The following is a 20,140-nucleotide window of genomic DNA, read 5'->3' as shown; positions in this document are numbered from 1 at the left end:
AATACTTGCAAACTATTAACTAACACCGGGAATCAGCTCTGCTTGTGAATGCGCTCGAAAATACTATCGCCACTTTAATAGACCAGGAAGGTCTTCCTGAAAGTTACGCCAACACGGTGCAGCAGATCATTGTGCCTTTGGTGCATTATGCCTCGCAGCTCTATAGGTCGGCGCAACGAACGCTTGTTTTAGGTATTCACGGAGCACAGGGAACGGGCAAATCTACCCTCTCCCTGTTTATGAGAGAACTGCTCTCAAAACACTGGAACTGCCCTACAGCTTGTTTCTCTCTCGATGACATCTACCTTACCAGAGCAGAGCGTTGGGAGCTTGCGGAGCAAGTGCACCCATTGCTCATAACCCGAGGGGTGCCAGGCACACACGATCTTGAGCTTGGTCAGCGGGTAATAGATCAGCTCCGCTCAGCGCAACCGAAGGATGAAACGGCCGTCCCTGTGTTTGATAAAGCGATGGATGACAGGGCGCCCGCAGATGATTGGCCAGTATTCAAAGGCAGGCCGGCTGTCATTTTGCTGGAAGGCTGGTGTGTGGGAGCCGTAGCGCAAAGCAAGGAGGCACTTATAACGCCCGTGAATCTATTGGAGGAGCAGGAAGACACGGAAAGGGTATGGCGCGACTTCGTGAACCAATGCCTGAACACCACTTACAAGGATTTCTTCAGCCAGCTGGATAGCCTGATTATGCTTAAAGCGCCTTCCATGGAGAGCGTTCTGGAATGGCGCACCTTGCAGGAACACAAACTGGCAGTGCGAATTAGGACAGCAGTTGCAGCTACTGATAAATCGAAGCAGTTGCAGGTTATGAGTGATGATGAAATCGCACGGTTTATTATGCACTATGAGCGGATAACCAGGGCATCTCTCGCGGAAATGCCCGCTCGTGCGGAAGTAGTGATAGGCGTATCGGAATCTCATTTCCTTAGCTTCAAAGTCGAACCACCCATCCACATGGGGTATCCTGATAGGCCCCGCGATTTATAGCTGGATATTCAATAGCTGGACACCCAAGAGTGCCGAGATTCGATACATGATGAAAGCAATCAAGATAGTCGGTGATTCCCTGGTGTGGGAAGACTATGCGAGCTTCGATGATTTGCCTGCAAACCACGTAGAAATTGATGTTGTCTGGACTGCCGTTAACCGGGCTGATTTGTCTCAGCGGGCGGGCGTTTATCCTCCACCTCCCGGAGCATCGGAAATTCTAGGGCTGGAAGTCAGCGGCCGTATTGCAGCCATAGGCGAAGCCGTAACGGGCTTTGAAGTGGGCGATGAAGTTTGTGCGCTTCTGACGGGGGGAGGCTACGCAACCAAGGTGTTGGTTCCCGCAGCTCAGGTGTTGCCCATACCCAAGGGGTATTCGTTGCAAAAAGCCGCAGCGCTTCCGGAGGTGTTTGCGACGGCTTGGTTGAACCTATATCAGGAAGCCGACCTCAGGCCCGGTGAGCGTGTATTGCTGCACGCGGCAGGAAGCGGCCTGGGAACCACAGTTATTCAGATAGCAACAGCGTTTGGTAATCCGGTGTTTGCCACTGCAGGTGACGACGACAAGCTGGAAGTGTGCCGTAAGCTGGGAGCAACGGGCACCTGGAACCGCAAGAACGGGTCGTTTGTGGATGCGGTGAAAAGCTGGGGCGGCGTGGATATGGTGCTGGATCCAGTCGGCGGAGGATACATTAAGGATGATCAGAAGGTCCTGAGTGCTGATGGCCGCATTGTTCTGATCGGTCTTCTGGGAGGACGTTTTTCGGAAGTCGATCTGGGCCTCATGCTTATGAAGCGCCACAAGCTGATCGGCTCGACTCTGCGTTCCCGTTCAGTCGCGGACAAGGAGCGTGTGATGCAAGATTTGTATCGCCATGTTTGGCCGTTGCTGGTTGCCGGGCAGATTGAGCCGGTGATTGACAGTGCCTGGCCCATTGAGCAGGTTGAAGACGCCATGGCTCATGTGGAAGCCAACAAAAATACCGGGAAGGTACTCCTCCAGATAGGGGAATAGCCTTCCCGGCGTTATGCGCCGGTTACTTTAATCGGCGATGTGCACCAGCTGCTTGCCGAAATTCTTGCCCTTCAGCATGCCTTTGAATGCCTCAACAGCGTTTTCGAGGCCTTCAGCAACCGTTTCGCGGTACTTGAGTTGGCCTGAGGCAATGCGGTTGGTGAGAATGTCGGTAATTTCCTGGTGTTTGTCCTGCCACTCGGTTATCAGAAAGAAACGGTGCTCCGGAACCGGGTCGAGGCGCTTGAGAATATCAAACGGTGTCTCTACCTTATCTGTGCTCTTGGCGTTGTAAGCCGAGACGAAACCGCAAATGGGCACCCGCGCTCCGGGGTTCAGTAGTGGCGCAACGGCTCTGGTTACGTCACCACCTACGTTTTCATAATAAATATCGATACCGTCGGGGCAGGCGGCTTTCAGGTCGGCTTCCAGATTGCCCGCTTTGTAGTCTACGCAGGCATCGAAGCCCAGCTCGTCTACCACATAGCCGCACTTCTCTGACCCACCTGCAACACCCACCACGCGGCAACCCGCAAGTTTGGCGGTTTGACCAACTACTGTGCCCACGGGGCCAGAAGCTGCGGAGACTACCACCGTCTCGCCGGATTTCGGTTTTCCCAAGTAGGTTAAACCGCAGTAGCCGGTGCGACCTGGCATGCCTGCGACACCCAGATAGGTTTGCAGCGGAACGCCCTCTTTTTGATCGATTTTGTACACCATCGACGCATCTGCGGGGAAGGTGACATACTCCTGCCAGCCGGAATAGCAGGTAACCAGATCGCCGACTTTAAGCTTGTTTGACCGGGACTCAACAATCCGGGCCACGCTTTCGCCCACAATGGGGTCGTCTATCGCAATGGGATCCATATAGCCTTTCGCATCGTTCATACGTGGGCGCATGTACGGGTCCAGCGAAAGCCATAGCACCTGTGCAACCACTTCGCCCTCTTCGGGCATACGCACTGGGCGCTCTTCTATTGCCAGATCGCCCTCCTGAATTTCGCCGTTGGGACGCTGCTTCAGCACAATGGCGCGATTTTGGTATTGGCTCATGGTGTTTCCTCTGTTTATGCATGGTGGAGCGCAACTTGAGGGGCGGCGGTCTTGGGCCGGCTTTTCATTTAGGTTGCGTAAAGAGACCAGATTAGCTTGAAGGAGAACAAACTTGTGGTCAAGCTCTCATGTTTCTGGCCGTACCGGTTAGCGGGGTTACATTCCGGAATCGGGGGGTTATAATCGGGCACCGGCTCAGGACGAGCATGAATAACACATCAATCTTCAGGGACAGAAGACATGCCCCAGGCAAGCGGACTGCAGTTTACCGCCCGTGTTGGCGAACTCCCCACTGATCTATTTTCCGTTGTCGGCTTTACGCTGACAGAGCGGCTATCCGAGCTTTTTCACGGCCGCCTTGAACTGGCCAGCATCGACCCGGATATAGATGCATCCGAAGTGCTGGAGCAGCAAGTGGATCTGGTTGTGTGGCAGGATGGCGTGCCCCATCGCCGCTTCACCGGGGTAGTTAATGAGTTCGCCCGAGGCGATTCCGGCCACCGCCACACCCGCTATGAGATCGCTATCGAGCCGCCTCTGTGGCGCTTGGGTCTGATGCACAACAGCCGCATCTTCCAGACTCAAACTACAGACACCATCGTGCGTACCCTGCTGGAAGAACGGGGTGTCGTGGATTCCGTGTTTGATCTGAAACGCGCCCCCCAGGAACGGGAGTATTGTGTACAGCACCGGGAAAGCGACCTGGCCTTTATCGGGCGACTGGCTGCCGAAGAAGGTTGGCACTACCGCTACCAGCACGGCAGCGTGGATGGCAGCGAACAACCCGGCCTGATTATTGCCGACCACCACGGCGATGCACCAAAACTCGACGCCGCCGAATACAACGGCAAAGCCGGTGGCAGCACCCAACAACCTGCGGTATTCCGCTTCCGCTACGAAGAACGGGTTCGCGCCGCTTCTGTAGCCACCAAAGACTACACCTTCAAAAACCCCGCCTACGCCCTGATGCACGAACACAGTGCCACCAGTGCCAATCAACGGCAGGATTACCAGCACTTTGATTACCCCGGCCGTTTCAAAGCCGATGCCAGCGGCCAGCCGTTTACCGAAGCCAGGCTGGATGCCCTCAGAAACGACGCAAGCACAGCTCAAGGCGAAAGCAACCGCCCTGACTTCACCTGCGGTGCCAAAACCGAACTCACCGAACACGACAACTCCAAACTGAATCGGGACTGGCTACTGACTGCCGTCACACACACCGGCAAACAGCCCCAGGCCATGGAAGAAGAGGGCGGTTCTGGCCCCACTACCTACCACAACACCTTCAGTGCCGTACCCGCCGACAAAACCTGGCGGCCAACGGTTAGCCATCGCCCACTCATGGACGGCCCGCAAATCGCTCTGGTGACAGGCCCGGAAGGGGAAGAAATCCACTGCGACGAATTTGGCCGGGTAAAAGTACGCTTCCCCTGGGACAGATACAGCAAGAACGACGAACACAGCAGCGCCTGGTTGCGCGTAAGCCAGGGCTGGGCTGGCGGCCAGTATGGCTTCATGGCCCTGCCCAGAATCGGCAACGAAGTGATCGTCTCCTTCCTCGATGGCGACCCGGATCAGCCCATCATCACTGGCCGCACTTATCATGCGACTAACACGCCGCCTTACCCGCTGCCAGAACACAAAACCCGCACCACCCTGAAAACCCAAACCCACAAGGGCGAGGGCAGCAACGAACTGCGATTTGAAGACGAGGCAGACAAAGAACAGGTCTACATCCACGCCCAGAAAGACCTGGACCTGCTCACCGAAAACAACCGCAATGAAGTCATAAAAAACGACAGCCATCTGACCGTTGAGAATGACCGCTTCAGCCACGTAAAAAGCAACGACCACCTCACGGTAGACGGTGAAAAACGCCAAACCATCGGAGCCGACTGCAGCCAGACCATCGGCGGCACCCTGCACCAGAAATCCGGCAGCGCCACCCTCTGCGAAGCCGGGAGTGAAGTTCACCATAAAGCCGGTGCCAAAGTGGTTTTGGATGCCGGCGCCGAAATCACCATCTCCGGCGGCGGCAGCTTTATCAAACTCGACCCCAGTGGAGTAACGCTGAGCGGGCCGGGGATAAAGTTAAATTCTGGTGGGGCGCCGGGGAGTGGCTCAGGGCAGGCGGTCGTTACTCCGGAACTCCCAGCAGTACTTGGTATAGATGGTGCGGCAATGCCACAGCCGCCGGAACTGGCGATGGTGGGCCAACGCAAAAATGCCTCTCCTGACCAAATGGAGGTTGATCAGTTACCGGGCACAGATCGAAAGCTGATCGTCGATGTGATTGGTGGGCATAACAGCGGGGCAGCAATTGAGGTTATCAAGGATTCTTCAGAAGGGGGCAAAGCGTGACAGGTTCTGTGACTTTTACCGATGAATCCAGGGAACGTTCAGTTCGTCGCAAAGCGGAATACGACGACAGTAATCCCCATGACCTGGTGCTTACAATCAATAAAAGGGAAGGGGGGCAGATTACTATTCCGCTTCTGAAAAATGCCCGTTCGAATATTGAACGGGAAGAGTTTCAGGAGAACACCCTGTTAAGAATTAAACCCCTTGCAGAAATCGAAAGCGCACTGCCTGTTTCTACAGGTTATGGAGCTCCAGTCTATCAAGGCAAGGCTGTTGCGATGCTCCGGCCAGGCTACTTGTATGTGTTTCGCCGAGGCAGGCTGTGGCGTGAGCTGGAGATTGGGCCAGACTCAAAAGTGAGTGATGTTGATCTCACGGCTGTCCAGAATGAAATTGATAACCCGAAGAGTAAATTACGGGTTGAACGCCCAGCGGAAGGTGAATGGTTCGACGATGTACTCGTACCCGTATTCCTGCAAGGGCAAGCGGTTATGCACGACTTCCGCATGGCGTACAGTGAGGTGCAATGGGACTGGAGCTATATCCAGAAACTGGAGGCTGACGATAAGGCCAGGAATGCCCGCACAACAGGCATTGGCCATGCCTGGGCTGTAACTGCCGCAGAGGGCATCAGCTTCAAGACCGGGTTTCCGGCTTCCAGGGTTGAGGATTTGCCGGAGCTGCGGGCAAGGGATCTCGGCATTGAGCTAATGCTGGAAAATCCGCGAGATTTTACGCCAGCCTTCGAAACTCCATCGGATTCCGAGCTCTGTGTAAAACTGGCCGCCCGCTTGCGTGAAGCTCAGGAAGAAGGTGGGCAGCCCGTAGAGCTTGATATCAGCTGTGATCCCGACAAAGACCGGCTGGCCGACCTGAGAGGGCAGAAAGGGCTAGCTTGTATTGCCTTGCCAGACCCGCTTTTCAAGCTGCGGCATTCGCTTGCTCAGTTGCATTTGGCTTTGCATTATCTTGATGCGATTGATGTGTCTATTCAGAAAAACCCGATGGTTCATTCTGCAATGCTGATCCGACAGGCGGTTTTTGATCCGCAAGCAGGTGGTAAAAAACCATCATTGGCAAAGTATGCAGAAGCCATAGACCGGCAGAAGTTAGATGAAGTGTTGCACACGTCTGAAAAGAATCATGCCATTCGCATCATTGAGCAGCACGCCGAAGACCTGATAGCCACGATCAAGATAGGGGAGCTTGATCCAATTTTTGAAGATTACCGGACATGCAGTGATCATGCGATCTGTGAAGCCTATTTGTTGGTGGCGGATAAACTCAATGTCTTGCAGCAGATCCCCGGCGTGCTTAAAGCTCAAGGTGCAAGCAGTGATGTCGAGGTCTTAACCGGATTAAAACAATGGATACTCAGGGGAAGTTTTCTAGCTGATTGGTCACCGCAACCTGATTCTGAGAGTTCAACTGATGAGAAGGGCGAGATGCCGTCTCCTTATGAACGCTTGCGAGCGCTTGCTGATGGGGGCGTCGAGATTGATGAGGCACTGCTAAACCGCCTGAATACGCAGTCTCTCGTATATCTGGAGAAGCAGCTGCAAGAGAAAACAGAAGGCGGTGATAGCGTTATTAAGGATATTTCCAATGCGGGAAGAGTTGGAGGGTTAGTATCCGGTGCTTTGTCAGAGTGGAGTTCCGCGATATTGGCGGTATGTAAGCGTCTGATGGAGGATGGGAAAATTCAGCAAGTTGAATTGCAGAGAGTTATGCAGGCCGTTTCATCGAACCTCGCGTTAACTGATCCCGAGCTGAAAAGCATTAAGGTGATGGATCGGGCTGGAGCTCTTATCAGCGGTTCAATTCTAGGTGTGAAAGGAAATGGGCTCGACCGGGGATTAAATGATTTTGACCACACAGAAGGCGTGCTCACCCGAAAAAAAGACTATTTGTATGCGGACCTATTGGACAGTTCTGATGAGGTAATTGCATCAAGCAGCCCCACACGAGCCGCTGATGCTTTGGAGGAAGCTGTTAATAAGGTAGCTGGTGGAACCATGGTGTTCTTTGCGCCCGAAGCCCAGAAGCTTAGCCTGTTGAAGGTGGATTTTGCTAAGCGTGTCGGGAAAGTTGTGGATGGGCCAGCTGTGTCCCGTGGGCTGGTGATTTTGGCAGCGTTTAATATCTTTTTGGAGTCGCAATCTTTATGGAAGACATGGAAACAAAATGATCAGGGTAGTCTGGCGCTAGCGATCACAAGGACATTCGCAAGTGCAGGTGCTGACCTGCTTGCGGCATCATTAAAATTCAGCGTGGTACTTGGCGAGAATACAGCTCATAAATCAGGCGTTTATAGAGTAGCAACACGCCCGTTATTTGATATGAAGAACTTGGTACTCGTCGGTAGCCGATTAAAAGCATTGCAGGCTACCACATTGGTGCGCACGGTCGGGCTTGCAAGCTTTGTCGCGGGTGCCATTGGCGTTGGAATAAGCTATTGGGAAATGCGAATTAGCTTGTTAAACAAGGATTTCGATGCTGCAACTGGCCATTTGATTGCCGCCACTGGAGGATTGGTGTTTCTAGCATCCCCTCTCATGGCGACTCTGTTGGCTATACCGGGCTGGGGCTGGGCGGTATTGGGAATGTCGATGGTAGTTGGAGGTGGGCTCTTTGCAGATTCAGTAGCAGACGATTCATTTGAGCAGATCTTAAAGCGTGGTCCTTGGGGCGTCTACCCAGACAGTCTGCTAACTCAGCAAGACGACCGTGCTTATTATAATCAGTTGCTAACCCTGCTTTCACCGATAGAGGTGACGGCTAAAAAGTATGCAGATGTTGAGCCAGACCCAGCACTATCTCCTCGGAATTATTCCCCCCGGCCGGATGATTATGTGATAACCCTGCAACTCCCTCTCGTTAGTCGGTTGAATCTTTTCCATGGAACCGAGTGCAGAGCTGATCTACCTGCTAGGCCGTTAAATATGGTCGTTCAGGAAGTTGCTTATCAATCAATTAATGCAAGTGTTGTTGCTCCGGGATCGGTTGCGCCGGTTAGCAGTACTTTACTCCTCAAAGCTACACCGCTGACGAATGTCGTGGCTAGGCAATCCCTACCGAATCAGTCCGCTGTTCGGTTTCTGGTAAAACGCGAGCTCAGTGACAGTGAATATCGCAGCATACTCTATCAACAGTCGGTGGAGACGCGAGTACGAGTTGGGCTTCAGGTTACTTTGGATACCGAGCTTGGGCCGCTGGTATTTCCTGCGCCCGTTTATGGCGATTACGAACCATATAATATGACCAGCCACAGTAGCCCACCACCTAAGGATCGGACAGCATTGGATCCTCATTCTCAGCCTAAATCCCCTTATTGGTTTTTCACAGAGGTAACCGCATGAGTAACGAACAAGCTGTGCCTGCGTATACGCACATGGCTTTCAGGGCCTCGGCTATACACCCATTACCGGCAAGTTCAACAAAGCGCACCCGTATTGGCGAAGAGCTACAGCCTGTTGGTACCTACGTGGGTGCCATCCCGTACCACGGAACCATTCAGGATGTTGAGGCACTTCAGGATCATGAAAAGACTGACCCGGAGTTCACAGACAAAGACTGGTGGTGGGATCACCATAAAATTCGGTTTTTGAATGGAAAGCTAGGTCTCAAATTCCTGTTATTAATTATTCCTCTCACTTGGGTGCTTTTTTTATGGTTCAGCGGGATTGGGGTGATCTGTTGGGGGACAATAAAAATACTTGATCAACCCGGAATTTCAGACTTTAGTGCCATAGTTGTGATGGTTGTTGGCTTTATTCTGACTTTATCCTGGTTTGCTTTCGCAATTTGGATCACGCCAGTCACCACCAACTGGCTAATGAGCACCGGACTCGGATTTTTTCTCAAACCTTTCGAAAAAAACATCCATAAAAAACTGGACGACACCCTCGAAGATGGTTGCAGTGAATTCAACCGCCTCACAGGCCAGGTTCGCATTGCCCTCGGCCGAAAGCGCTTTTTCGACGCGCCTTTTGTGGAGTTTGATGCCTATGTTGAGCGGGTTGTTCAGCAAGGCGGTATCTTCTATCGACTCATGTTGGTACACCGCTACACCCAGAAAACCTTCAACAAGACCGCTTTCAGCACCATTGAAGCGGAAAAGCACGAAGTTTTGGCCCTGTGGGATATGCTTCAGCGCTACATGGATGTGACCCAGCCCTTGCCGGATACACCGCGTCTGGAACCCTTTCGTCACCTGGATCCGGTCACTGCGGAACATGATAAGCAAACCGGTCGTAACCCCCGTTACTGGCGTGACCTTGATCTGGACTCCTGGAAAGACGGAGAGGGGTGGCGGGAATTATATCAGCGGCAAAGACAGTATCCGTGGGGCAGCCGGGCTTGCAAACTTACGCCACAACTGGGCAGGATCTCGATGGAAGAATATCGCCAGAAACGCCCAGCAGGCTCCTGGCCAATTTGAGACAAAGAGCCCGCTAATGGCTTGACCTTGCGGCCAGGAAACTAACCATGGCCGGCGGGGAGCCTGAGGGTCTTGCCAGACAGAGGGAATTCAGCGGCGACGCACGGAGCAATACGGGAAACAGAGATTAAAAATTAACTCAACTTCAGGGAAGGTGAAAATGAGTGATTGTGTAGAAGCTACATGCACAGCCTGCGATGGCAGGAATCAACTTACTGCGGGTCAGATGGAAGTGCTTGGGAAATCCGAGCCTGTTGAGTGTTCCCAGTGTGGGGTACTGGTAAAGATTAAAGCGGATGCCGAATCAGAGCTAAAAGCAAAAGTATCGGTTTTAATACTCACCATTGGGGCGGCAACGGTTGGCGTGGTAGCGCTGATCAATATATTTGGTGATGCCGGATTTCCTACTTATTTTGTGGCGATTCCATTCATTTTGATTTCAGCAATCATGAGTTCAGCGCTGAGCGGTGGTGCTGTTCAGTTACAGAGTGTTGACGCTTCTGGTTGATGGGTATCCCCCTCTGGCTGGTGACCGCCTGATCGCCGAAGAAACTGACGAAAGGCTGTCTGGAAGTTGTGCTGAGTACCTGGCCTGGCTGGCGCATGGCCAATTGGATGTTACAAGGAGAGTAGACAATGGACTATCAAATCAAAGAACTCATGAAGCAGGGGCTTAGCCGAAATGAAATCTTCGAGCAGCTCAGAAAACAGTCGGGCAACCAAATGCGCTTGGCTAATAAGATTGCAACGTTCGAGCCTGGCTCATCCTCGAGACGAACTGTCCTGCTTAATCGAGTCCTCCTTACTCTCTGTCTGCTTCAGGCGTGTTTCGGGATCTGGGTGATATACTCCAACGTGGTGCCGATGGATGAAGAGTTCGGTTGGCAAGGAATCGTTGCAACGTTCATTTTGACGATCTTCTATTTTGTCGGCCTGTTCAGAATGTCTTTTACCGGGTACGCCTCATTTATTCTTCTCTGTATTAGCGTTGCTGCTGGCTATGTCTATTTCTTCAATTATTTCCCGGTTGTTTCAGTCGTGGGTGTTCTGTTGGCGATTTCAGGAGGTGCGCTTTCGTATTCAATAAAGGTTCGACTGTTTCCTCACATGGGATTTATGGATGTGAAGAAGGATGAAAACGGAACGTACATTTTCGAATGATGCTCGGAATCGGTGCTCGGAGGTCAGGGGGCAAGTAGCTCACTGACCACTCCCCCTCAAACCTTTAACCCGCTGCTCCAACATCTCAGCAGCCGCTTTTTCTGCCGAAACCGGCTCGCCAGCCACCAATTCGATTCGCGACCAGAAACGTTTCGGAAGGTGGCTCAGCGCCGGCCCGCCGCAGTGGCTGAAAAAGCTGCCCCATAGCCCCCGAAGTGCCATGGGCACAACCGTTACGGGCCTGCGCTGGATGATAATTTCAACGCCGTTTTTGAAGGTGCCCACTTCGCCGTCAGATGTCAGTTTTCCTTCCGGGAATATACACACCACGTTACCCGCATCCAGTTCTTCGTCGATGCGCTCAAAAGCAGCATCGTAAATCTCTGGTACTTTATTCCTTGGGCCGATCGGAATGGTTTTGGCGAGCCTGAACAGACCGCCGAGAATGGGCATTTTGAAAATTTGGTGGTCCATCACGAAACGAATGGGTCTGCGCACTGCGCCAGCGATGATCAACGCGTCCATGTAAGTCACGTGGTTACAAACCAGCAACACCGGGCCGTCATCCGGAATCTGGCGAAGGCCTTCATGGCGTACCCGGTAGATAGTGTGTGACAGCACCCAAACGATAAAACGCAAGGCGAACTCAGGAACCTGCTGATAAACGAAGCCAGCCACGATCAGGTTCATGATGGAGAGCACCAGAAAGAATTCCGGGATACTCAGCCCGATCACGCCCAGCATTAAAATACCCATACCAGCGCTGACTACCATGAATAGGGCGTTGAATACGTTTAGTGCCGCAATTACACGTGCCCGTTGGGGTTCCGGGGTTTGCTGTTGTACAAAGGCATATAGCGGAACGATAAACAGGCCGCCAAAGAAGCCGATGCCCAGAAGATCAATGGCCAGTTGCCGGTGCTGGCTGTCGGTGATGATCATCCACCAGTCGGTCGGTACCGGATTGGCGGGCATATTGAAGTACAGATCAAGCCCGAACAGGCTGATGCCCAGCGAGCCGATGGGCACTATGCCCAGTTCTATCCGATGCCCGGACAGCCGTTCACAGGCAACTGAGCCCAATGCGATCCCGATGGTGAATACGGCGAGCAGCAAGGTGACAACGGTTTCGTCGCCCATCAGATCTGTTTGCGCGAAGCTGGGGAATTGGGTGAGGTAGGCGGCGCCCAGAAACCAGAACCACGAAATGGCCATGATGCACAACAACACTGAGTGATTCTCGGCTGCCAGTCGCATCAGGTTCCAGGTTTCTCGCAGGGGGCGGAAACCAATGGTCATTTGGGGGTTGGTAGAGCCCGTAACCGGAACCTGTCGTGCGGCCAGATAACCAACAACGGCAAGAACCACTACACCGATTGCCGCCAGTTTCTCCGGCTGCTCGCTGCCCATTAACAAGCCGGCCGCAAGCGTACCCACCAGAATCGCAACGAATGTGCCCATTTCTACCAGAGCATTGCCGCCCACGAGTTCATCATCTGTGAGCACTTCGGGCAGGAGGGCATATTTGACCGGGCCAAAGAAGGTGGATTGCACGCCCATCAGGAATAACAGCAGTAGCAAAGCCTCATACCATCCGTGCCACAAGCCAACAGCGGCCAGCACCATGATTGCAATTTCTGCCAGTTTTACCCATCGGATAACCTGGGACTTTTCGTATTTGTCCGCCAATTGACCAGCAATACCGGAGAACAGAAAGAACGGCACAATGAACACGAATGCTGCAATATTAACCGCCACATCAATCGGCAGGCCCATCAAACCACCTGCGGTATAGGTAATTAAAAGCAGCAGGACATTGCGAAACAGATTGTCGTTGAAGGCGCCAGAAAATTGCGTCAGGAAAAACGGCAGGAACCGGCGCTTTGAAAGCAGTCTAAATTGGCTGTGGTCATCCATGGTGCCTATCCTTTATCAGTGTTTTAGAGGCCTGCTTTGCTTGCAAGCTTGATCTGCATGGTGCTGATATTATTGGCTTATTGTGGCAGGCGTTTCCTGAAATTGGTACGAAAATCATGGCCAATCTTCCGGCACCACAAACACCCGATCCACCTCGTGCCAATTGCCGACCCGCGGATCTTCCCGCAATACCGCAAACAGCTGTGGAATGCCTCTGTCTTCTACGCGCCTAAGAGCATCCATAGCAAGCTCAGCATCTGGCTTCTCGCGCTGAAACCAGCCGCCAATCCAATGCGGTTTGTTGAGCACAACCCAATGTGACGTGTCTAATGCTTTTGCGTGGGACACATACATCCACCGCCCACGCAGATGCTCACTGGGAACATAATCCGGAGTGACTGCCTGCGAGGCATCGGGATAGAACAAATACCCCGGCATGAAAATCCGTGATGTCAGCGGTCCTGTAATGCCATATTCCGACAGCATTGCGATGGTTTCAGGCAACCATGTGCGCCTGCTTTGTTGTTCGAGCAGGCTGGTTGTTTTTATGTCCAGCCGGTCTCTGGCATTGGGGCCGTACCAGAGGGTTGTTCCGTTTGGCTCTGGCACACCAAGATAGAACTTGATGGCAATTTCGTGGTGTTCAATGCGGTCTTCTGCACGGTTGTGCACCACGAAATCCAGCTCTCCGATGGTGTGCCCGGCAGATTGTATCTGTTGGTTCTTCATCAGAATGGGCCAGCCGAGCAGGTTTTCCAGCAAAACCTGATACAGTCGTTCGAAATAGAATCCCAGTCTGCGCTGTGGCGGCTCTCTCAGTAACGGAGGTGAAGCTTCAGGATATTCATCCCAGAGCTTAAGCAGGTCAGGATAGTTCGAAGGCAGATACTCTGCAGGCTCAAAAATGATCGGCGAATGCATCAGTTGCGGTGCCTGGCACAGCCAGGCGAGATGGTTGATCGCTGGAGTTTGGTAAGGGCTAGTCAGTTCCGACTTGAGGTTTGCGTCCATCCGTCCAGAATACCGTAAACTGTGAGGTAATAAAGATGCGGCAGCCCTGTGCCAGTCAAAGCGCAGTGTTCACCGCTTGAAGCAAAAGGATACGGAAGGAGGCAGTATGCAGTACCTACATACGATGATCCGCGTAGGGGATCTTGAGAAATCCCTGCATTTTTTTTGTGACTTGCTGGGTATGGTTGAGATCGACCGTAGAGACAGTGAGAAAGGGCGTTTTACGCTCGTGTTTCTCGCAGCGGCAAAGGACGAAGTTCAAGCGCGTGAGCATAAGGCACCCACGCTGGAGTTGACCTATAACTGGGACCCGGAAGAGTACACGGGTGGCCGTAACTTTGGCCATCTGGCTTATCGGGTAGATGATATATATGCGCTTTGTGAGAAGCTGCAGGCTGGAGGCGTTACGATTAACCGTCCTCCCCGGGATGGTTACATGGCGTTTATCCGCTCACCAGACAATATTTCCATAGAGTTGCTGCAGAAAGGCGAGCCGTTGGCGCCTAAAGAGCCTTGGGTCAGTATGGAGAATACCGGCAGTTGGTGAGTGCTGCATGCCCGTCGGAATTGCAGATCAACCGAAACATCCATAGAATTGTGAAGATTTTAAAGGTTAGTTTTAACTAACGCCTCAAGCATCAGGATGATGCGATAAAACAGGGAAACGTTTGATGGAAGATTGGCAAGGATGCCTCGCCCCCCAATGTCAGACTGCATTGCTGAATGCCCGCGAAGATGTTGATCGCCGTGGCGGCGCAGTGATAACGGTTGAAGACTTTCTGCTTGCATTACTGGAGTCCAGCCCCTCCGCAAGCTATTTTCTGCGCGGATCAGGCGTGGATATGGATGAGCTGATCCGTACTGTCCAGTGTGAACAACCCATAGTGACTGAAGTAGGCGGTGAAGGCCTGCTTTCCTCCCAGCTCATCTACTGGCTGGCAACGGCTCGAGAATCCTTTGGTACACCTGCCTGGCTTGATTGGCCTCAGCTTCTTGAAGTGCTCGCAAGACATGCTGAGCGCTTGCAGGAAAAAGCCTATGTTGCCGTGCTTGAGTTGGTATCGCAGTGGCCCGAATCGAGTGATGAATATAGTGATGGCGAGGGTTCTGCAAGGCCTGGTATTGAGGATGAGCAGACAGCGCCGGTGGTGGTTACCGATGCGAATTGGATCGAACTTGCAGAAGATGTAGCTATTACTCTTGCAGCAACGCCGGGCGTTGTGGTGTGGGTCAGAGGAGAACGTGGCGCGGGCAAGTCTGTTTGGCTGCGTTCCCTGTTATCATCGCTGGCACAACCTTATGTTGAGATGGATCTGCGTAGCGAAACGGAGGTAATGGCCAGTGAGCTTGCGGTCATTCCCGCGAATGCCAAGAAGCCTTGGCCGGTCCTGGTCCTTGATAACGTATCACCAGTGGATCTATTGGCATTGATGGATCGTCCTTCGGGCCTTGCGTCCGAGCTTGTTCAGCGATGGCAAGGGCCTTTAGTGTTATTGGGGCCGGATACGTCACAAGGCAACGAAAAACCTTGCCGTACTCTGGAGCAGTTGCTTGGTCGAACGCTGGAGATCTGTGACATGCCACTACCCAGCGAGATGCAGCGAAAAGCCATCCTGGTCGCCCATCAAGCAAATATAGAGCGTCGCTGGAATATACTGCTCTCTCAATCCGGGATACAGTTCGCTGCTTCCCGACACAGCCGATGTGTGTGTACACCCGGTGGAATGTTGCAGTGGGTTGAGCGGGCAGCGGCACGATTGGAACTGTTTGCCCGGCGCGGCCCTGTGGGCTCTGTAGCGCTTTCCGGGCAGGCTGACACGCTCCGGCGTCAGAGCCTTGTTGCTATGGCGCGGCAAGAACCGCTGGATGAGATCGAGCAATCTTTAGAGGAATTACATTTGTTGCGTACGGCTGCTGAAGTGGCATGGCACGAACGCAAAGCTGCAGGAACCTTGCGCCTGTTAACGGCGGAGGATTTGCGGCATGAACTGGAACGCTGGCTTGCAGCGCGGCCCGGGCCGGTTCACTATGTGCTCCATTGTGACCACCACCATGGAGAATCTGCGAGTGCAGGATCTGGAAATCTACATTCGTGACCTGGAAGCAGGCGCCGTTCATCATTGGCTTGAGAGCCATGTAAAGCAGTTGGTGCTTGATGACAATAATGTTGCATCCGTTACCAAGGGCACTGCTGTTTTTGGGGAAGCTTTTCTGAAGATAACGCTCTATCCCCAAGCTTTCGGAAAGCGGTTCACATCATTGCTTATAGAGGGTGAGCAGCTACCCTGGAACAGCGATCTGGAGTGTGCACGCAGCGCATGGCGAACCATAGACACTGAAATCCGTTGCAGCCCCGGAGAGTGGAAAGAAGGCGAGTCAGCGGAAGACGAGAAGTGGTGGCGACTGGACAGTCGCGGTGAGCAACTAGTCGTATGGAACTGAGAGTCCCGGAACTGGATTAACCAGAACGAAAAAAGGCAGCCGCTAAATAATAGCAGGCTGCCTTTTTTGCATCAGATCAGATTTCAGTCGCTCAGGATAGAAACGTTATCTGCTTGCAGGCCCTTGTCGGCGTCAACAACGCTGAACCGAACCAGTTGGCCTTGGCGAAGTACTCGGCGGCCACTTCCACGAATGGCACGGAAGTGAACAAACACCTCGTCTCCGCTGTCGCGGACAATAAAGCCGAATCCCTTCTTAACGTTAAACCACTTCACAGTGCCTTCTTCGTCGCCTTCTGGGCTATCGTCGTCGTAGTCGGCTTCACCATCGTCATAGTTCTGGTTAGAACTCTGGCTCCGTGATGGTGAACTGGCTCGCTTCGAAGTGGCGCGCGCGGGCTGTTTGGCTGCGATAGCGACGGCAAGAAAGCCGACAATGCCAAAAACAATTAAGCTGATTACGTACGCTGCGATACCCTGGGCGCTGCCGAGAACGAACGGCGTGCTTGTTGCCAACTCATTGCTCTGTGACTGAGAAAGGATCTGGAACAGCTCCGGGGTAAAAGAGACCAGCAGGAAGCCTAGGATAAATGGGGCGGGAATAGCGATCAGAATAGCAACAAGGATCGCTTTGGCTGGATTACGCATTGACTGAGAATTCTCCATTTTTCATTAACGCTGACGATAAAAAACCGGATATCGGGTAAAATCGTTTATCCGGCCAGTGATTACCACCTGACTTCCTGGAAAACGGGAACTCGGGCGGGCAAAAGCGGCATGATAACAGATTATCCCTGCTGCTTACCAAGCGACTGTTGTGCCGAATGCCTCAGAACTATATTTGAAAGCGCGCTGGCCGCAATTTGTACCCTATCTATTTGAACGATTCATCTGATGGAGTTTCAGTACCTGATGAGCCAAAAAGACCTGCAAAACAGACTGGATGAACTGGAAACACGGCTTGCCTTTCAGGACGACATTATCAATACCCTGAGCGAGCAGTTGGCAAAGCAGGAGATGGATATTCGTGAACTCTGGAATGCCAAACGATTGCTGCACAGTCAGATAAAGGATGTTTCTTCATCCAATATCAAACGAGAAGAGGAAGAGTCACCACCTCCGCATTATTGATCATCGAGATGCGACCTCATAAAACCAAAAGGCCAGAGCATGTGCTCTGGCCTTTTGGTTTCAGCTTGTTTTGAACCTGATGCTCAGGCGAGTAATTCCACCAGAATTTGTTCATAGATTTGAGAGAGGGTGTCCAGATCATCAGCTTTCACGCACTCGTTTACCTTGTGAATGGTTGCATTGATCGGACCCAGCTCTAAAACCTGTGCGCCGGTAGGCGCTATGAAGCGCCCATCAGACGTGCCACCTGAGGTAGAAAGCTCGGTTTCTCGCCCAGTCACATTGCGGATAGCACTTTGCGTGGCGGAGACCAGTGCGCCTTTGTCTGTAAGGAACGGACGGCCACTGAGATGCCATTGCAGGTCATATTTAAGGTTGTGCCGATCAAGCGTAGCGACAACTCTTTCTTCAAGACTTTCCGCAGTGTTCTCCGTGCAGTAACGGAAGTTGAAGTGCACCAGACACTCTCCGGGAATAATGTTGCTGCCGGTGCCGGCTTCCACTTTTGTGATCTGAAAGGTTGTGGGAGGAAAGTAATCGTTGCCGTTGTCCCAGAACTCATTAGCCAAAGTGTGCAGAGCAGGTGCAACGGCATGAATGGCGTTTTCTGCAAGGTGCGGGTAGGCCACGTGACCTTGGGTGCCATGCACAGTGAGGTAGCCATGCAAGGAGCCGCGGCGCCCATTCTTGATTACATCGCCTACTTCCTTAGTGCTCGATGGCTCTCCAATAAGGCACCAGTCCATTTTTTCTGAACGGGCTTCGAGTGCCTCGATTACCTTTACGGTGCCATTTTGGGCAGGGCCTTCTTCATCACTTGTGATCAGCAGGGCGATGGAGCCGCGATGGTCTGGGTGGGCGCTTACAAAGCGCTCGCAGGCAGTAACAAATGCAGCAAGGCTGCCTTTCATATCAGCCGCACCACGGCCATGGAGGTACCCCTCTTTTATAACCGGATCAAATGGGGGGTGGGTCCAGTTTTTTTCCGGCCCGGTGGGCACCACATCAGTATGACCAGCAAAGGCCAGTACAGGACCCTCGGTGCCTTTTCGGGCCCAGAGGTTATCCGTATCGCCAAAGCGCATGTGTTCGCCGATAAACCCCAGGGGAACCAGGCGAGACATCATCAGCTCCTGACAGCCAGCGTCTTCTGGAGATACCGAAGGGCGGCTAATCAGGTCGATGGCCAGATCGAGCGTTGGAGAATTAGTTGTTTGCATGCAGTTCTTCATTCAGCTCGATGGCGGATTGGTTGGTTTTGCATTCCACAGCGCCGGATTGGCTGTTTCGGCGGAAGAGCAAGTCTGGCTTGCCGGCCAGGTCACGGGCTTTTACAACTTCCACTAGCTCGTTGTTGCCATCGAGTAAGGCAACCTTGGTGCCGGCTGTAACATACAGGCCGGATTCAACCGTGCAGCGGTCACCCAGCGGAATGCCGATACCTGCATTCGCGCCAATCAGGCAGTTCTCACCAACGGAAATAACCATGTTGCCGCCGCCTGAAAGGGTGCCCATGGTGGAGCAGCCGCCGCCCAAGTCAGAACCTTTGCCTACCATAACGCCTGCAGAAATACGTCCCTCAACCATGCTGGTGCCTTCGGTGCCGGCATTGAAGTTGATGAAGCCTTCGTGCATAACGGTAGTGCCTTCGCCCACATAGGCACCAAGGCGCACTCTTGCTGTGTCTGCAATACGAACGCCGCTTGGTACCACGTAGTCAGTCATTTGTGGGAACTTGTCCACGGATTTCACTTCCAGAGTGCGTCCCTCAAGGCGAGCCTTGAGCTGTCGCTCCGGCAGTTCGTTCAAATCAATCGCGCCTTCGTTGGTCCAGGCAAGATTCGGCAAAAGGCCAAAGATGCCGTCAAGTTTTAGACCGTGGGGCTTAACCTGCCGATGGGAAATCAGATGCAGCTTGAGATACACCTCCGGAGTGCTGGATGCAGCGCCATCTGTTTCTAATACGGTCACTACCACGGGGCGCTTGCTGCCGGCAGCCTTCTCTGCCAGTAATGCCTGCTCTGTGGCGCCGATCTGGCGCAGGGCAGTGGCAAGCTGGGTAAGTTGTTCAGCCGTCGCCTGGATGGCCTGATTGTCACCCTTGTAGTTCAGTGCAGTTTCGACTGCATCTATCAGCTCTGTTTCCGGTGTGATAATCGGTTGCTGGTAAAAAACTTCCAGCCATTCGCCCTGGTTGTTTTGGCTGCCGATTCCTATACCGAATGCAAAGCTCATGCAGTGATTGCTCCTGTTTATATGATAGTTGCTACTTGATGGTTGTTGCCCAATCGTCGGCGTTAAAGCCAACATAAACTGCGCCGTTGTGCTCGACTACAGGGCGTTTAATGATGGAGGTGTTTTCCAGCATGATATCGTGGGCAGAAAGGGCAGTGATTGTATCACGAACCTCTTCGCTGAGCTTGCGCCAGGTGGTGCCACGGCGGTTCAGCAGGGTTTCCCAGCCCACAGCCTGTTCCCACTCGGTTAGCGTGGCTTCGCTGAGCCCATCCTTTTTGAAATCGTGGAATTCGTAAGAAATGCCCTGTTCGTCAAGCCACTTACGGGCTTTTTTGACGGTGTCGCAGTTGCGGATGCCGTACAGTTTCAT

Annotated in this window: 18 protein-coding genes; 11 read left to right on the top strand and 7 right to left on the bottom strand. The window is 52.9% G+C overall.

The features are described from left to right. Nucleotides 1-44 precede the first annotated feature (44 nt). On the top strand, nucleotides 45-1,001 hold the full coding sequence (locus tag RKA07_RS15825) for a P-loop NTPase fold protein (protein WP_310966783.1): 957 nt from the start codon (nucleotides 45-47) through the stop codon (nucleotides 999-1,001). 46 nt (nucleotides 1,002-1,047) lie between these two features. Further along, entirely contained in the window at nucleotides 1,048-2,016 is a 969-nt protein-coding gene (locus RKA07_RS15820; protein ID WP_310966782.1) for an NAD(P)H-quinone oxidoreductase, read from the top strand. Nucleotides 2,017-2,043: 27 nt separating this feature from the next. Here the strand turns inward: RKA07_RS15820 and RKA07_RS15815 are convergent, their stop codons facing one another. After that, the gene (locus RKA07_RS15815) at nucleotides 2,044-3,069 is read right to left on the bottom strand and encodes an NADP-dependent oxidoreductase (RefSeq protein ID WP_310966781.1); all 1,026 of its coding nucleotides are present in this window, start codon (nucleotides 3,067-3,069) and stop codon (nucleotides 2,044-2,046) included. A gap of 240 nt (nucleotides 3,070-3,309) precedes the next feature. Here RKA07_RS15815 and RKA07_RS15810 point away from each other — a divergent pair, with 240 nt between their 5' ends. From RKA07_RS15810 to RKA07_RS15790, 5 genes are all read left to right on the top strand, one after another. After that, entirely contained in the window at nucleotides 3,310-5,430 is a 2,121-nt protein-coding gene (locus RKA07_RS15810; protein WP_310966780.1) for a type VI secretion system Vgr family protein, read from the top strand. Next, entirely contained in the window at nucleotides 5,427-8,789 is a 3,363-nt protein-coding gene (locus RKA07_RS15805; protein ID WP_310966779.1) for a toxin VasX, read from the top strand. The genes RKA07_RS15810 and RKA07_RS15805 overlap by 4 nt, the downstream gene beginning before the upstream one ends. Then, entirely contained in the window at nucleotides 8,786-9,871 is a 1,086-nt protein-coding gene (locus RKA07_RS15800) for a hypothetical protein (RefSeq protein WP_310966778.1), read from the top strand. The genes RKA07_RS15805 and RKA07_RS15800 overlap by 4 nt, the downstream gene beginning before the upstream one ends. A 226-nt stretch (nucleotides 9,872-10,097) precedes the next feature. After that, entirely contained in the window at nucleotides 10,098-10,379 is a 282-nt protein-coding gene (locus tag RKA07_RS15795) for a hypothetical protein (RefSeq protein ID WP_200203839.1), read from the top strand. Nucleotides 10,380-10,507: 128 nt separating this feature from the next. Further along, a complete protein-coding gene (locus RKA07_RS15790) occupies nucleotides 10,508-11,032 on the top strand; it encodes an MFS transporter (RefSeq protein ID WP_200203841.1) in 525 nt (174 codons plus the stop codon). 39 nt (nucleotides 11,033-11,071) lie between these two features. On the opposite strand, the gene RKA07_RS15785 is transcribed toward RKA07_RS15790, so the two are convergent. Next, nucleotides 11,072-12,949: an MFS transporter gene (locus tag RKA07_RS15785; protein WP_310966777.1), complete on the bottom strand. Its 1,878-nt coding sequence runs from the start codon at nucleotides 12,947-12,949 to the stop codon at nucleotides 11,072-11,074. A gap of 114 nt (nucleotides 12,950-13,063) precedes the next feature. After that, on the bottom strand, nucleotides 13,064-13,960 hold the full coding sequence (locus RKA07_RS15780) for a DUF1853 family protein (protein WP_310966776.1): 897 nt from the start codon (nucleotides 13,958-13,960) through the stop codon (nucleotides 13,064-13,066). Between the two features lie 106 nt (nucleotides 13,961-14,066). Between RKA07_RS15780 and gloA the strand changes: the two genes are divergently transcribed. The 3 genes from gloA to RKA07_RS15765 all read left to right on the top strand — a co-directional run bounded on the left by gloA (nucleotide 14,067) and on the right by RKA07_RS15765 (nucleotide 16,402). After that, nucleotides 14,067-14,507, top strand: coding sequence for a lactoylglutathione lyase (gloA, locus tag RKA07_RS15775; RefSeq protein ID WP_200203855.1), 441 nt, complete (start codon nucleotides 14,067-14,069; stop codon nucleotides 14,505-14,507). Between the two features lie 124 nt (nucleotides 14,508-14,631). After that, nucleotides 14,632-16,056 (top strand): hypothetical protein, encoded by a 1,425-nt coding sequence (locus tag RKA07_RS15770; protein WP_200203858.1) that lies wholly within the window; start codon nucleotides 14,632-14,634, stop codon nucleotides 16,054-16,056. Then, nucleotides 16,028-16,402, top strand: coding sequence for a hypothetical protein (locus RKA07_RS15765; RefSeq protein WP_200203860.1), 375 nt, complete (start codon nucleotides 16,028-16,030; stop codon nucleotides 16,400-16,402). The genes RKA07_RS15770 and RKA07_RS15765 overlap by 29 nt, the downstream gene beginning before the upstream one ends. 83 nt (nucleotides 16,403-16,485) lie before the next feature. Here the strand turns inward: RKA07_RS15765 and RKA07_RS15760 are convergent, their stop codons facing one another. Continuing rightward, the gene (locus tag RKA07_RS15760) at nucleotides 16,486-17,049 is read right to left on the bottom strand and encodes a cold-shock protein (protein ID WP_200203862.1); all 564 of its coding nucleotides are present in this window, start codon (nucleotides 17,047-17,049) and stop codon (nucleotides 16,486-16,488) included. A gap of 264 nt (nucleotides 17,050-17,313) precedes the next feature. Between RKA07_RS15760 and RKA07_RS15755 the strand changes: the two genes are divergently transcribed. Beyond that, nucleotides 17,314-17,532 carry a SlyX family protein gene (locus tag RKA07_RS15755; protein ID WP_200203864.1) on the top strand — a complete coding sequence of 73 codons (219 nt, stop codon included), beginning with the start codon at nucleotides 17,314-17,316 and terminating at the stop codon, nucleotides 17,530-17,532. Nucleotides 17,533-17,615: 83 nt separating this feature from the next. Here the strand turns inward: RKA07_RS15755 and dapE are convergent, their stop codons facing one another. Genes dapE through RKA07_RS15740 form a run of 3 tightly spaced genes read right to left on the bottom strand, consistent with a single transcriptional unit; the run spans nucleotide 17,616 to nucleotide 20,140 of the window. Then, a complete protein-coding gene (gene dapE / locus RKA07_RS15750) occupies nucleotides 17,616-18,752 on the bottom strand; it encodes a succinyl-diaminopimelate desuccinylase (protein WP_200203866.1) in 1,137 nt (378 codons plus the stop codon). Continuing rightward, nucleotides 18,739-19,767 carry a 2,3,4,5-tetrahydropyridine-2,6-dicarboxylate N-succinyltransferase gene (dapD, locus tag RKA07_RS15745; protein ID WP_200369984.1) on the bottom strand — a complete coding sequence of 343 codons (1,029 nt, stop codon included), beginning with the start codon at nucleotides 19,765-19,767 and terminating at the stop codon, nucleotides 18,739-18,741. Before dapD ends, dapE begins: the two co-directional genes overlap by 14 nt. Before the next feature lie 31 nt (nucleotides 19,768-19,798). Then, nucleotides 19,799-20,140: an ArsC family reductase gene (locus tag RKA07_RS15740; RefSeq protein WP_200369983.1), complete on the bottom strand. Its 342-nt coding sequence runs from the start codon at nucleotides 20,138-20,140 to the stop codon at nucleotides 19,799-19,801.

This window comes from Marinobacter xiaoshiensis, from assembly GCF_031631795.1.
Taxonomy (GTDB): domain Bacteria; phylum Pseudomonadota; class Gammaproteobacteria; order Pseudomonadales; family Oleiphilaceae; genus Marinobacter; species Marinobacter xiaoshiensis.
Note: the sequence above shows the minus strand (reverse complement) of the source record. Positions and strands in the feature narration are given on the sequence as shown.